Below are 13960 nucleotides of genomic sequence, written 5' to 3'. Positions count from 1 at the left end.
AGGAGCCCGGCCGCGTCCCGCCGTCTACCGCGGTGTCACCGTGATCGAGTCGAGCTCGGCGAAGCCGGTGCCCCCTGCGAAGTTCGGGGATCCCTTCGCGAGTCGGATCACGTTGAAGCCTGCCTTCAGCGTGATCGGCGTGGCCGCTGACGTCGCGAACTGGCCCCAGCCCCCGGTCGGGGCGTACGACACGGTCGAGAAGTCGCTCCCGTTGTAGGCGAGGCCCTGGGTCGACGTCGTCGTGCCGCCGTTCGCGTAGCGGGTCGTCAGCGAGTAGCTGCCGGCCGTCGGGACCTCGACCACGAAGTCGACGAACGAGTTCGACCGACCGTCTCCGAGGCCGTCGACGCGTCCGACGTAGCTGCCGTTCGACGCCGATGCCGACGGCAGGATCGACGCGTTGACGACGGTGGCGTTCTCGGCCTCGTACGTCTGCTGGTAGCTCGTGACCGGGCCCGGGGCGGGAGTGACGACGACCTGGTAGGCGCCGAGGTGGTCCTGGTTCGTGATCGGCACGGTGACGGCCCCGTTCACGACCGTCGCGGTCGTGCTGGACACCTGCGTCGGAGCCGCCACGTTCGACATGCGTCCCGAGCGCGGCGTGTAGTTCACCGTCACCCTGACCTGGGAGCCGAAGCTCGCCAGGCCCTTGACCTGGACGGCGTTGTCGCCGAAAGTCCCGCCGAGGGCGACGTTCACGATCTTCCGGGTCGAGTCGTACGACGCGAAGCCGTCGAGGTCGCCCGAGGGCGTGACGCCGACCATGTTCCCGGCCATCTCGCCGTACCACTTGTACAGCCAGTACGACCCGGTCGGGCGGTCGTTCCAGACGAGCCCGCCGACGGTGCCGGACTCGTACCAGTAGGCGCGCTCGGCATCCTTGATGCCGGTGCGCTCGAACTGGGCGATGAAGTGGGCGGAGACGCTGGGCGTGTCGACCTGGTTCGGGGAGCCGTACTCGTTGATCGAGATAGGTCTCGGGCTGATGCCGAGGCTGCGCTCGATCGAGCGGTAGTCGGCGACGTGCTCGTCGACGTCGTTCCAGCCACCGTCGTCAAGCTCGTGCCAGACGACGACGTCGGGGAGGGTGCCGTCGGCCTTGGCCCTTGCCATGAAGTCGCGCATCAGGTCGGGGTAGTAGCGGCTGTAGCTCGGGCCGACGATCGGGGTGGTCGTGTCCTGCGACTTCACTTGACGGTAGGTGCGGGTCCAGCCGTCGAGGAACGGGCCGGCCTTGGCGGTGTCCCAGGTGCCGTCGGGTTCGTTCCACAGCTCCCAGCCGTTGATGTTCGTGGTCGACCGGGCGTCGACGCGAGCCTTCACCATCGTGTCGATCTTCTGGGTCCAGTCGGCCCAGCTGATCCAGCGGTAGGGGAAGTTCGGGTACACGTCGGGCATCCGCGCGTAGGCCTGGGCGCCGTCGCGGGTGAACGCCGGAGCCGTCTTGAGGATGTCGCCCGAGGGCACCGTCGCGCCGTTGCCCAGCTGCTGGACTCCGGGTGCGGGCTGGGTGTGCTGCTTCAGCCTGAGCGGCGTCAGGAGGCCCGGGGCAGGGTCGGTGTCGCTCGCGACGGCGTACAGGCCGCCCGCCCCGACGTGGGTGACGGGCCGGATGCTGTTCGCCGCGTCGACGACGAGGGTGTTCCCGGCGGCGTTCGCCGCGGCCCCCGGGGTGAGGAGCGCGGCGACGACCGCCGCGCTCAGGCCGAGGCCGAGGACGGCCCCCGTCGACTTCTTCTTCGTTCTTCTCATCCTGTGCTCCTTTGCGTGGACGAGCGGCGCCGTGAGGGACGGCAGTGTCCGAAACCGCTTTCAGCAACCCTGACACTCAGCTGTATTTTAAGCAAGTACCCGGCCTGAAGAGGTTTCGGTAGGGTGGCCCCTACCGATACGCGTGAGGTCGTCAGGCCTCGAGGTCGTCCGTGGGGAGCCACACGCGCATCGTCGACGGGCCGCGGTTGCCCCACGAGGCGTACGGCACGAGCGGGACGCTGCCGAGGCACAGGGCGGTGGCCTCGACACGGCCGTAGGGCCAGCCGCTGTCGGGCGTCTGGCTGCGGGACAGCTCGACCCGTGCGCCGGTCGACGTCGTGACCGGGTCGACGGAGGTGTCCACGAGCACGTCGTTGACGCTGCCGAAGGGCAGGTCGACCGACTCGAGCGCCAGCACGAGCGGTCCGCGCTGGACGGCGACCTGACCACGGACGGCGTCGATGCGCGGGTCCGGGGCGACCCACTCGGCCGTGGTGGGCAGCTCGAGCACGACGACGTCGCCCGCCGAGAAGCGGCGGCGGACGACGACCGTCGAGCCCTGTGCCTGCCGGACCTCCCCGTCCGGCAGGGCCACCGTGACCGGTGAGCCGTCGGCCCACGAGGGGACACGGAGCGTGAGCTCCACCTCGCGGTCGACGTCGCCGCGCCACGTCACCTCGACGCGCCCGTCGAGGGGGTATCCGCTCGCGACCGACAGCGCCAGCGGCGTGCCGTCGTCGAGCACGGTGTCGACGTCGTAGCTGCCGTACTGGTGCAGCTGCACCCCGTCGGAGGTGCGGGTCGCGAAGTACTGCTCGACGCTGGCCAGGGTGCGGGCCACGTTCGTGGGGCAGCACGACACCTCGAACCACGGCGCGCGCAGGCTGGACAGGGCGCGGGCGTTCAGCTCGTCCTCGTCGGGCTCGGTGCCGAGCGTCCTCTGGTGGAGCGTGTTCGTGTAGAAGAACGCGCGACCGTCCTCGCGAGGCGAGGCGAGCACGACGTTGAGCAGGGTGCGCTCGATCAGGTCGGCGTACCGGGGATCGCCCTCCACGAGCAGCAGCCGCCACGAGAGCATCGTCGAGGCGATGCCCGCGCAGGTCTCGGAGTACGCGCGGTCCGGCGGCAGCTCGTCGTCGGCGCCGAAGGCCTCGTCCTGGTGGTGGGAGCCCATGCCGCCCGTGACGTACGTGCGGTGGGCGACCGTCGCCTCCCACTGTCGTCGGACGGCAGCGGCGAGGTCGTCGTCGCGCGTCTCGACGGCGACGTCGAGGGCTCCCGCAGCGAGGTAGAGGGCACGGACGGCGTGTCCGCGCAGCACGTCAGCGTCGCGCACCGGCACGTCGTCCTGGAAGTACTCGGAGCCGTACTCGATCGGGCCGAGCAGGCCCCGTCCGCGCCGGTCGACGAAGAGGCGGGCGAGCTCGATCCAACGGGGCTCGTCCACGGCGCGGCCGAGCTCGGCGAGCGCGACCTCGATCTCGGGGTGCCCGCAGATCGCGACGCGCCCCCCGGGGCCGAAGACCGTCCAGAGGTGCTCGGCGAGACGGCGACCGACCTCGACCAGACGGGGCGAGGAGGCGGTGCGCTCGGCAGCGACGACGGCCTGCAGCAGGTGGCCCATCGAGTACAGCTCGTGGCCCCACTCGAGGTCGCTCCACCTCGGTCGCTGCCAGGCGCGGCCGAAGCTCGTGTGCAGGTAGCCGTCGGCCTCCTGGGCCGCGGCGACGCGGTCGACGAGGGAGTCGTAGCGTGCCTGCAGGGCCGGATCGTGCTCCCGCCCGAGCTCCCAGGCCATGCCCTCGAGGAGCTTGTAGACCTCGGAGTCGACGAACTCGATGCCGGAGTGCTCCCAGGGGGTGCCGGGGTCGTCGAGGCCGGCGGCGGCGCGGTCGAAGTTGCTCGTCCACCCGATGCGCTCCATCCAGTCCTCGCAGTGCCTCAGCACGACGTCGGCGTTCAGGGCCTGCTTCTCGGCCCAGAAGCCGTCGGTGAACCGGATCTCGGTCGCGTCGAGCGGCGTGAGGACGGAACGGGACGGATCGACCGGGCCCGAGAAGGGGCGGCTGTCGCCGAGGTCGGTGCGGGAGGCGCTGGTGCGCGGAGAAGTGGTGGTCACGATGTGCTCCAAGAAGAGAGGGGAAGCAGGAGGAGGTGGTGCCGAGGTCGACGCGCGGGTCAGTCCTTGACGGCGCCGGCCGTGACGCCGGCGGCGACGTAGCGCTGGGCGACGACGAGCAGCACCGTGGCGGGGATCGACGCGACGACGGCGGTCGCCATGATCGAGTTCCACTCCTGGTTGTTGTTGCCGATGTACCGGTAGATGCCGAGGGTGATGGTCTGGGCGTCGCCGCCGCTGTTGAGGGTCGACGAGAACACGAAGTCGGACCACGCCCAGAGGAACGCGAACAGCCCTACGGTCACGGCGGAGTTGCGGCTCACCGGCAGCACCACCGACCGGAAGGTGCGCCAGGCGCCGGCGCCGTCGAGCTTCGCGGCGCTCATCAGCTCGTCGGGGATGCCCCGCATGAACGCGGTGAAGATCAGCACGCCGAAGGGCACGGCCAGGGTCGAGTCGGCGATGACGAGGCCCCACCAGTGGTTCAGGATGCCGAGGTTGAGGTAGATCGCGTAGAAGCCCATGGCCATGATCACCTGGGGGATCATCTGCGCGACGATCATCACGAAGCTCAGCGCGCCTCCTCCGACGGGTCGCAGCTTGGCCAGCGAGTACGCGGCCGGCGCGGCCAGGGCGATCGTCACGACGACGGTGCCGAGGCCGACCAGCAGGCTCGTGCCGAGGAAGGGCAGCTGCTCGCTCACGACGGCCCGGTAGCCGTCGAGCGTGGGTGACGAGGGGAACCACGACGGCGGGCTCTGCCGCATCTGAGCGGTCGGCGTCAGCGACACGTTGATCATCCAGTAGATCGGGAACAGCATGATCGCGGTGAGCACGACCCCGATCACCGTGGTGGCGAGGCTGCGGCGGCCGGCGCGACTCGAGGAGACGCGGCGGGCGGCCGACGTCGGGGCGGCGGCGGGCCTGATGGTGGCGCTCACGACTGGTCCTGCTTCCTCTGCACGCGCAGGTAGACGAATCCGCAGACGAGGGCCATGACGATCAGCAGGTTGCCGACCGCGGCGGCGGGTCCGAAGGAGGGGAGGGTCGAGCCGAAGCCGAGCTGGTACGACCAGATGGCGAACGTGGTCGAGGCGTCGCCGGGCCCGCCGCGGGTCATGATCCAGATGATGTCGAAGACCTTCAGCGTGTAGACGAGGCCGAGCAGGATCGTGATCGCGGAGACCGGGCGCAGCAGCGGGAAGGTGATGCGCCAGAAGACCTGCCAGCCGTTCGCACCGTCGAGCGCTGCCGCCTCGTAGAGGTCTCCGGAGATGTTCTGCAGCCCGCTGTAGAGGATCACGAGGTTGAACGGGATGCCGATCCAGATGTTGGCGATGATCACGCTGGTCAGGGCCCACTGCGGCGACGTGAGCCAGTTGACCTGGTCGCCGCCCAGGGTGCGGATGACGGAGTTGACGACGCCGCTCTCGCTGTTGAGCATCCACGACCAGGTCGACGCGCTCACGATGAGCGGGAGCAGCCACGGCACGAGGAACAGTGCCCGGAGCGTCGACGAGAGCGGGAACTTCTGGAAGAAGAACACCGCGAGGGCCATGCCGATCGAGAACTGGAACGCGATGGAGACGCCCGTGAACAGCAGGGTGTTCATCAGTGCCGGCCCGAAGGTCGGGCTGGAGAAGACGTCCGCGAAGTTCTCGAGCCCGATGAAGGGGGCGGTGCCGTCGATGAACGACCGGACCGTGTAGTCGTGCGTCGAGAGGTCGACGTTGCGGACGAGCGGCCAGACGTAGAAGACGGCGAGGTAGGCGACGACCGGGGCGAGGAACGCCCAGGCGGTGAGCTGGGAGGCGCCGGGTCGGCGCCGACGGCGGGCCACGCCCCCGGGGAGGCCGGCCTGGTGCAGGGCCGGCCTCCCCTCTGACGGTGCCTCGCGACGTTCGATCGTGTCGGTGCTCACGGTGCGCCTCGGCTACTTCGTGGCGGACGCGGCGGCCTGCTGCGCCTCCTGCAGGGCGGCCTCAGGGGCGGACGACCCGCTGAGGCTGTTCTGGACGGCCTTCCAGAGCTGCTCCGAGATCTTCGGGTAGTCGGTGCCGAGGTCGTCGCTGGTGCGGCCCTTGGCATCGGCGACCGCGGTGACCCACGGCTCGAGGTCGGGGTCGGCGGCGACCTGCTCTGCCTGGGCGTCCTTCGTCGGGGCGACGTAGGACAGCGTCGTGTCGGTCGCGACGAGGTTCTCGGTGCTCGTCAGGCACGACTGGATCTTCTCGCTGGCCTCGTAGCGGGCGTCGTCGCTCTGCACCGGGACGGTCAGGAACTCGCCGCCGGTGGGCGCAGGGGCCGCGCCGCCGTCCTTGGCGGGGATCGAGATGATGCCGTAGTCGATGCCCGACTCCTTGACGCCGGCGAGCTGCCAGGTGCCGTTCTCGCCGAAGGCGTACTCGCCGGTCAGGAATTCCTGCCAGCTCGTCGTCTGCGTGTTGTTGATCACCGAGTTGGGGGCGTAGCCCTTCTCGACCCAGTCGGTCCACAGGGCCAGGGCGGAGACGGCGTCGTCGGAGTCGAGCTCGGTGAGGTCGGCACCTGAGCCCCAGTACCAGGGCAGGAACTGGAAGCTGCCCTCCTCGGTGCCGATGCCGGAGAAGGTGATGCCCTTGCCGCCGGAGGCAGAGACCGCCTCGAGGGCGGAGGTGAGGCTGTCCCAGTCGGTGACCGAAGTGGGGTCGACGCCTGCCGCGTCCAGGACGGCCTTGTTGTAGTAGAGCGCGAGGGTGTTCGCGCCGATGGGGACGCCGTAGGTCTTCCCGTCGAGCTGGCCCGCGGCCAGGATGTTCGCCTCGATGTCGGAGGTGTCGGCCCCGGTCTCGTCGGTGTCCGTGAGCAGGCCCGCCTCGGCCAGGGTCGAGACGACCGGGTTGTCGACGAGCAGCAGGTCGGGGGAGTTGCCCTGCTGGCCGGCGAGCAGCGCCTTGCTGGTCAGGTCGGAGGTGTCGTACCCGGTGCGCTCGACGGTGACGCCGGCGTCGGTGCCGCACTTCTCGACGAGCTTCGCCCAGTCGCTCGAGTCGTCGAACTGGGGGTACGGGTCCCAGAACGTGTAGGTGCCCGAGGCGGCGTCGGACGAGCCGCCGCCCGCTCCGCCGGCGCAGCCGGTGAGCGCCAGGGACGCGGCGGCCAGGCCGACGACGGCCACGGCGGTGCGCTTGCTGCGGATGAAGGAGATCACAGGAGGTTCCTCTCTGAACTGCTGCGGATGCTCCGTCGGAGGGCCCGGCAGGTGCAGCACAGGGCGCTCATCGTCGAGAGCAAAGAGACCGAAACTGGTTTCGGGAGTGAAGTTACACGGGCAATGGTTGCCCGTCAATGAGTTTGTGAACTATTTTCGGTACATGACCAATGCAGGAGGCGGCAAGGCGGCGACGACACCCGTCACGCTGGCCGACGTGGCCAGGGCCGCCGGGGTCTCGGTCGCCACGGCCTCCAAGGCCCTGAACGGCCGGGCCCAGGTGCGGGAGTCGACCCGCGTCAAGGTGCAGGAGGCTGCTGCGGCGCTCTCCTTCACGCCCAACTTCTTCGCGCAGGCGCTGAACTCGGCCAGGACCGGCACGATCGGGATGGTCACGAGCGACCTCGACAACCGTTTCGTGCTGCCCGTCCTGCTCGGCGCCGAGGACGCCTTCGGCTCGGGCTCGTTGTCGGTGCTCCTGGCCGACGCCCGGGACGACGCGCTCCGCGAGCAGCTGCACCTGCAGACGCTGCTGACGCGTCGGGTCGACGGGCTGCTCATCGTGGGGCGCACGACGAACCCGCGTCCGCCGGTCCCGTTGCTCGCGGACGTCCCCGTCGTCTACGTCTACGCCCCCTCCAGCGACCCGGCCGACGCCTCCTTCACCCCCGACAACGTCCAGGCCGGACGGCTGGCCGCCGAGCACCTGATCGAGAAGGGGCGGACGCGCATCGCCCTGGTCAACGGAGAGGCGTCCTACGCCGCGGCGCGCGATCGTGCGACCGGCGTCCAGCAGGCCCTGACGGCGGCAGGGCTCGAACTGGTCGGCGGGACCTCCCTCTTCGGGCAGTGGGGCGAGGGATGGGGGCGTGACTGCGCCCGCCTCCTGGTCCGGGGCAGCGAGTCGGTGGACGCCATCATCGGCGGCAGCGACCACATCGCCCGTGGCGTCATCGACACGCTCCGGGACGAGGGGGTCGGCGTCCCCGACGACATCTCCGTGGTCGGCTTCGACAACTGGGACCTGCTCGTCCGCGACTCGCGACCGCCGCTCACGAGCGTGGACATGTCGCTCGAGCAGCTCGGACGCGCCGCCGCACAGCACCTCGTCGACGCCATCGGCGGAGCGCCCTCCCCGGGCATCGTGGCCGGCGCCGTGAAGCTCGTCGTCCGGGGTTCCGCCTAGGCGCCTGGTCGGTCGCCCGAGCCCGGGGCGGAACGAGCAGACTGGGGGAGTCCTCCACGAGAAAGAAGAGCCCCTCATGTCAGCGTCGACAGTCCTGTTCATCGGCGGCACCGGCATCATCAGCTCGGCGGCCGCGGCCCGAGCCGTCGAGCTAGGCCACCACCTCACCGTCCTCAACCGCGGGGCCTCGTCGACCCGGCCCACGCCTCCTGGGGTCGAGGTGCTGACGGGAGACGTGTCCGACCCGGCGTCGATCCGCCGGGCCCTCGGCGACCGGTCGTTCGACGTCGTCGTCGACTTCGTCGCGTTCACCCCCGACCAGGTCCAGGCCGACATCGACCTCTTCACCGGCCGGGCCGGCCAGTACGTCTTCATCAGCTCGGCGTCGGCGTACCAGAAGCCCGTCGCCGCGCTGCCGATCCGCGAGTCCTCTCCGCTCCGCAACCCGTTCTGGCAGTACTCCCGGGACAAGATCGCCTGCGAGGACCTCCTCGTCGGCGCCTACCGGGAGAGCGGCTTCCCGGTCACGATCGTCCGCCCCTCGCACACCTACGACCGGACCACGATCCCGGTCACCGGCGGCTGGACCGTCGTCGACCGGATGCGGCGCGGCCTCGAGGTGGTCGTCCCCGGCGACGGGACGTCCCTCTGGACGCTGACCCACCACGCCGACTTCGCCCGCGCCTTCGTCGGGCTGCTGGGCCTGCCGGCCGCCGTCGGAGACGTCTTCCACATCACCTCGGACGAGGCCCTGCCGTGGGACCAGATCTACACGACCCTCGCGGCCGCGGCGGGCGTCGACGAGCCGGCGCTGGTGCACGTGGCGAGCGAGAGCGTGGCCGTCGTCGAGCCCGAGTGGGGCCCGGGGCTCCTGGGTGACAAGGCGCACTCCGTCGTGTTCGACAACACCAAGGTCAAGGCGTTCGTGCCTGGCTGGCAGGCGACGACGTCGTGGGCCACGGGTGCTCGGGAGATCGTCGAGTGGTACGACGCCGAGGCCTCCCGTCGCGAGGTCGACCCGGCGACGGAGACGGCGTTCGAGCGCCTCCTCACCGGGGCTCGCGCCTTCGGCGCCTGACCGGGTGACGCGGTACCGGGGGACGACTCCGACGGTCCCGTGGCGTCATGTGCCGGCGCTCCTGGGCCCGGTACTTTCTCGGCATGGGAAACGTGCTGCCGGGAGTGTTCGCGTTCGGGATCGGCTCCGTGCTGGCGATCGGAGCCCTGGTGCCGTGGACGGCGGCCGAGTACCGCCGACACGGCCAGCTCGGTGTCCGACGCACCCTCGTCGCCTTCGGCACCCTCGTCTACGCCCTCGCGCTCGTCACCTACACGCTGCTTCCCCTGCCTGCCGACGTCGCGACCATGTGCGCCGCCCCGGCCTCGGCGCAGCTGACCCCGTTCGCGTTCGTCGGCGACATCGTGAAGGAGGGCGGCATCTCCGGGCCGCGCTCGCTGCTGACGAACCCGGCGATCGCGCAGGTGCTCTTCAACGTGCTGCTGTTCGTCCCGCTCGGCGCCCTCGCCCGGCACGCCGTCGCCCGGAGGCGGCTCCTCGGCGGGCTCCTGGTCGGCCTCGGCACCGGGTTCGTCGTCTCGCTGCTCATCGAGCTGACGCAGCTCACCGGCGACTGGTTCCTCTACCCCTGCGCGTACCGGCTGTTCGACGTCGACGACCTCATGGCGAACACCGCCGGCGCCGTCGTCGGCACCCTGCTGGCACCGCTGGTCGGGCTGCTGGCCGGCTCGGGCGACCCCGTCGACGCCGACCGGCCCCGGCCCGTGACCGCCGCCCGCCGGTTCTCCGGCATGCTCTCCGACGTCCTGGCCATCTGGCTGCTCTCCGGCGTGCTCAGCGTCGGCACGACGCTCGCCTGGGCCCTCGCCGACCGCGACGACGACGACCCGCTGCTGGCGACGCTCGTCACGACCGGCGCGCTCGTGGCGCCGGCGGTGCAGCTGGTCATCGTCCTGGCCTCCGGGCGCACCCTCGGCGAGCACGTCGTCCGCCTCCGGCCGACACCTGTTCCCGGGGTGGGCAGGCGCCTGCTGCGCTGGGCGCTCGGCTCCGGCGGGTGGGCGACGCTCCTCGCCCTCGACGTCCCCCTGTTCGCGTTCGTCGCCTCCCTGCTGGCGGTCGCGTCCGTCATCACGGTGTGGTCGACCCGAGGGAGGCGCGGCCTGGCTCTCGCAGTCCTGCGCGTGGACGTCGAGGACGAGCGGACTGCACGAGAGGGGGCTGCGGCACGGCGCGGTGCATGAGCCGTCGTCGAGACACGGACGTCGTGCCGTCGGGACGACGGGGCTGGACGGCGCGGCTCAGCAGCAGTCGCAGGCCTCGACCTGGCGCTCGCCCGTGAGGGCCGACACAGGCGTCTTGCACGCGTCGCCGCGCCAAGCCTCGAGGCCCTCGCGCACGGCGAACACGACGATGACGAGGCCGGCCACGGGGTCGGCCCAGGCCCAGCCGAAGGCGAGGTTGAGCACGAGGCCGACGAGGACGGCCGCGGACAGGTACGAGCAGATCAGCGTCTGCTTCGAGTCCGCCACGGCCGACGCCGAGCCCAGCTCGGTGCCGGTGCGGCGCTCGACCAGGCTGAGGAACGGCATGACCGCGAGGCTCACCGCGGCGAGCACGATGCCCACGGGGGAGTGGTCGGGCTCGCGGATGCCCGTCAGGGCGAGCACTGCGTCGACGGACACGTAGGCGGCCAGGCCGAAGAACGACACGGCGATGACGCGCAGCGCCACCCGTTCCCGTTTCTCCGGGTCGGGTGCGGCGAACTGCCACGCGATCGCGGCGGCCGACAGCACCTCCACGATCGAGTCCAGGCCGAAGCCGATCAGGGCCGTCGAGGAGGCGACGGTGCCGGCCGCGATCGCGACGATCGCCTCGATCACGTTGTACGTGATCGTGACGGCGACGATGATCCGGATCCGGCGCTGCAGCACGAGCCGACGGGCCGACCCGAGGAGGCGCGGCGCGGCCGTCGCGGTCACGCGCCGGTCCCGCAGCAGAACGGGACGTCGCAGGCGTCGTCGGTGCAGGGCACCCCGTCGTCGACGGCGAGGACGACGTCGACCAGGGCGGTCAGTGCGCGCGTGAGGTGGTCATCGGCGATCTCGTACCTCGTCGAGCGGCCCTCGGGCACGGCGACGACGATGCCGCAGCCCCGCAGGCAGGAGAGGTGGTTCGACACGTTCGAGCGCGTGAGGCCGAGCTGCTCGGCCAGGGCACCGGGGTAGCCGGGCTGCTCGAGCAGGTGCAGCAGGATGCGCGACCGGGTGGGATCGGCCATGGCGCGCCCGAGGCGGTTCATGACGTCGACACGCGACGGGATGGTCAGCATGTGCTGACCATACAGCAAGCGCTGACATGTCTTCGAGGCGTCACGTCACCTTCCGAGCATCACGTCACGTCGTGGCCGGACGCGATGCTCGGAACGTGGTGCGACACGGCCACGGATTCGCACCCGCGCCGGCGTCACTTGCTCTCGACGTGGCCGATCGGGTCGGCGGCGTCGTGGAAGGCGGAGCGGGCAGCTGCCCAGCTGCCGTCGTCGACGTGCAGCGCGGTGCGGAGCCACGCCGTGGTCAACCGCTGGACGACGGCGACCCGCTCGGGGCTCTCGTCGGTCGTCTCGGCGACCTCGTAGCCGACGATCCCGCCCAGGGAGTGCTCCGCGCCGTGCAGGGTGAGCAGGTCGGTGGCCCCGGGGCTGTGCGTGTAGGCGTCGGTGAACCAGTCGGGACCCCGGCGCGACATCCTCGACTGGTCGTGGTCGCCGGCGACCACCAGCGTCGGCGTCGCCAGCTCGGCGAAGGAGGGGCGCATGAACGGGAATTTCGCCTGGGCGAACGGGGCCAGGTCGTCACCGGCGAGACCGGTCGCGGCCAGCAGGACGCCCGCCGTGACGCGGGCGTCGGACCTGTCCCGACCGACGCCTCCTTCGTCGTCCAGGATCCGTGCGCCCAGCAGCGACTGCGCCGTCTGGCCGCCCCAGGAGTGACCGGCCACAGCGATGCGGCTGCGGTCGACGCGGCCGGCGAGGCCCGGGACGGCGGCCTCGACGGTGTCGAGCTGGTCGAGGACGCGGGTCAGGTCCGAGATCCGCTCGGTCCAGATGTCGGGGAAGACGGGGTGGTCGAAGTCGAACCCGTTGCGCCTCGAGTCCAGGTGCGTGGGCTGGATGACGACGAAGCCGCGCGACGCCCAGAACGCCGTCAGCGGTGCGTAGCCGTCGAGGTCCCAGCCGTTGCCGTGCGAGAACACGACGACGGGCAGGTCCGTCCCGGTGGCGGGCGCCGAAGCGCGCACCTCGAGCGGGACGTGGCGGCCCGGGGCCACCAGCCCGACGGGGGCGACGGACACGACGGGGCCCGGGGTCCCGATGACGCTGTCGAGCGGGGTGGCGGTGGATGAGGGCATGGTGCTTCCTTCCCGAGGGTGTGCTCTGCGAGACTGACTATCGGAGCAACGCTCCGCAACGTTACGGAACACTGTTCCGTTAAGCAAGCGCCAGGTCGAGACCTGAAGGAGACGACATGACCGATCCGCAGGACGACGACCGCTCTGCCGCACCGGCGAGGCCCCCGGGTCGTCCGCGACAGGACCCGCAGGCACTGCTCGCCGCCGCTGCCGCGGTGTTCGTCGAGTGGGGCGTCGACGCGCCCGTGCGGGAGATCGCCGCCCGGGCCGGCGTCGGGGTGGGCACCGTCTACCGCCACTTCCCGACCCGTCCGGCGCTGGTCGTCGCGGTCTACCGGCACCAGGTCGAGGCGTGTGCGGAGGCCGGCCCGCGCCTCCTCGCCGAGCGCGCGACCCCGGAGGAGGCGCTGCGGGAGTGGATCGCGCTGTTCGTGGACTTCCTCGTGACGAAGCACGGCCTGCCCGGTGCGCTCCGCGGCGACGACGCGGGGTCGGACGCGCTGCACACCTACTTCGTCGGCCGTCTCGTCCCGGTCTGCGCCTCCTTGCTGGAGGCGGCCCGCCTGGATCGCGGGCTCGCCGGCGGCGACGCGCCCCTGGACGGGTACAGCCTCCTCAGGGGCGTCGGCAACCTCTGCATCGGGGCTGCGACCGACCCCGACTACGACGCCGACCGGCTCGTGCAGGCCCTCGTCACCGGCGCGCTCGGCTCGGGCGCGTCACCGCCGTCGGACGTCGCCCCCTGACCTGTCGGCCGTCGTCGTGCCGGCAGCGACCGGGCGCAGCTCAGCTGTGGGTCGTGTTCGCGCGCATCTCGTCGACGGTCATCTCCGGGGCGCCGCCGGCTGCCGCCTCCGGGTCCATCCAGACGAAGTCCCAGTGGTGGCCGTCGAGGTCGTCGAAGCTCCTCGAGTACATGAAGCCGTGGTCCTGCTCGCCCGCAGGCGTCGCACCCGCGGCGACGGCCTTCTCGACGATCGAGTCGACGTCCTCCCGGCTCTCGGCGCTCAGGGCGAGCTGCACCTCGGTCGAGGTGGTGGCGTCGATGATCGACTTGCTCGTGAACTCGGCGAAGAACTCGCGGGTGAGCAACATGGCGGTGATCGTGTCGCTGATGACGATGCTCACGGCGTTCTCGTCGCTGAAGCCCTCGTTGACGGAGTAGCCGAGCGACTCGAAGAACGCGCGTGAGCGGGACGGGTCGCTGACGGCCAGGTTGACGAAGATCGTGGTGGGCACGGGCGGCGCCTCTCCTCAGGTGGCGGACGTCGGAGGCGGCCGCTC

The 13960-nt window shown here is 71.0% G+C and carries 13 protein-coding genes; 4 read left to right on the top strand and 9 right to left on the bottom strand.

Translation table 11 applies throughout. The features are described 5' to 3' along the window. Positions 1 to 24 precede the first annotated feature (24 nt). From ITJ48_RS06925 to ITJ48_RS06905, 5 genes are all read right to left on the bottom strand, one after another. Positions 25 to 1752, bottom strand: coding sequence for a CBM35 domain-containing protein (locus ITJ48_RS06925; RefSeq protein WP_228506219.1), 1728 nt, complete (start codon positions 1750 to 1752; stop codon positions 25 to 27). A 151-nt stretch (positions 1753 to 1903) separates the two neighbouring features. Continuing rightward, a complete protein-coding gene (locus ITJ48_RS06920) occupies positions 1904 to 3871 on the bottom strand; it encodes a beta-L-arabinofuranosidase domain-containing protein (RefSeq protein WP_194612921.1) in 1968 nt (655 codons plus the stop codon). Between the two features lie 59 nt (positions 3872 to 3930). Continuing rightward, the gene (locus tag ITJ48_RS06915; protein WP_192042741.1) at positions 3931 to 4692 is read right to left on the bottom strand and encodes a carbohydrate ABC transporter permease; all 762 of its coding nucleotides are present in this window, start codon (positions 4690 to 4692) and stop codon (positions 3931 to 3933) included. 116 nt (positions 4693 to 4808) lie between these two features. After that, positions 4809 to 5792, bottom strand: coding sequence for a carbohydrate ABC transporter permease (locus ITJ48_RS06910; protein WP_370544817.1), 984 nt, complete (start codon positions 5790 to 5792; stop codon positions 4809 to 4811). A gap of 12 nt (positions 5793 to 5804) precedes the next feature. Continuing rightward, positions 5805 to 7061: an extracellular solute-binding protein gene (locus ITJ48_RS06905; protein WP_194612920.1), complete on the bottom strand. Its 1257-nt coding sequence runs from the start codon at positions 7059 to 7061 to the stop codon at positions 5805 to 5807. A 163-nt stretch (positions 7062 to 7224) separates the two neighbouring features. Between ITJ48_RS06905 and ITJ48_RS06900 the strand changes: the two genes are divergently transcribed. The 3 genes from ITJ48_RS06900 to ITJ48_RS06890 all read left to right on the top strand — a co-directional run bounded on the left by ITJ48_RS06900 (position 7225) and on the right by ITJ48_RS06890 (position 10509). Next, a complete protein-coding gene (locus ITJ48_RS06900; protein WP_192042627.1) occupies positions 7225 to 8247 on the top strand; it encodes a LacI family DNA-binding transcriptional regulator in 1023 nt (340 codons plus the stop codon). A gap of 76 nt (positions 8248 to 8323) precedes the next feature. Then, positions 8324 to 9325, top strand: a complete 1002-nt coding sequence (locus ITJ48_RS06895; protein WP_194612919.1) for an NAD-dependent epimerase/dehydratase family protein — start codon at positions 8324 to 8326, stop codon at positions 9323 to 9325. 83 nt (positions 9326 to 9408) lie between these two features. Next, positions 9409 to 10509 (top strand): VanZ family protein, encoded by a 1101-nt coding sequence (locus tag ITJ48_RS06890; RefSeq protein ID WP_194612918.1) that lies wholly within the window; start codon positions 9409 to 9411, stop codon positions 10507 to 10509. A 57-nt stretch (positions 10510 to 10566) separates the two neighbouring features. On the opposite strand, the gene ITJ48_RS06885 is transcribed toward ITJ48_RS06890, so the two are convergent. From ITJ48_RS06885 to ITJ48_RS06875, 3 genes are all read right to left on the bottom strand, one after another. Further along, positions 10567 to 11247, bottom strand: coding sequence for a cation transporter (locus tag ITJ48_RS06885; protein ID WP_194612917.1), 681 nt, complete (start codon positions 11245 to 11247; stop codon positions 10567 to 10569). Then, entirely contained in the window at positions 11244 to 11597 is a 354-nt protein-coding gene (locus tag ITJ48_RS06880) for a helix-turn-helix transcriptional regulator (RefSeq protein ID WP_194612916.1), read from the bottom strand. Before ITJ48_RS06880 ends, ITJ48_RS06885 begins: the two co-directional genes overlap by 4 nt. Before the next feature lie 134 nt (positions 11598 to 11731). After that, positions 11732 to 12676, bottom strand: coding sequence for a chlorophyllase (locus ITJ48_RS06875; RefSeq protein WP_194612915.1), 945 nt, complete (start codon positions 12674 to 12676; stop codon positions 11732 to 11734). Between the two features lie 116 nt (positions 12677 to 12792). Here ITJ48_RS06875 and ITJ48_RS06870 point away from each other — a divergent pair, with 116 nt between their 5' ends. Beyond that, on the top strand, positions 12793 to 13422 hold the full coding sequence (locus tag ITJ48_RS06870) for a TetR/AcrR family transcriptional regulator (RefSeq protein WP_194612914.1): 630 nt from the start codon (positions 12793 to 12795) through the stop codon (positions 13420 to 13422). 40 nt (positions 13423 to 13462) lie between these two features. Here the strand turns inward: ITJ48_RS06870 and ITJ48_RS06865 are convergent, their stop codons facing one another. Beyond that, positions 13463 to 13915 (bottom strand): VOC family protein, encoded by a 453-nt coding sequence (locus tag ITJ48_RS06865; RefSeq protein ID WP_194612913.1) that lies wholly within the window; start codon positions 13913 to 13915, stop codon positions 13463 to 13465. Positions 13916 to 13960 lie beyond the last annotated feature (45 nt).

The organism is Frigoribacterium sp. VKM Ac-2530 (assembly GCF_015350835.1).
GTDB lineage: Bacteria > Actinomycetota > Actinomycetes > Actinomycetales > Microbacteriaceae > Frigoribacterium.
This window is presented reverse-complemented; position numbering and strand designations above follow the sequence as displayed.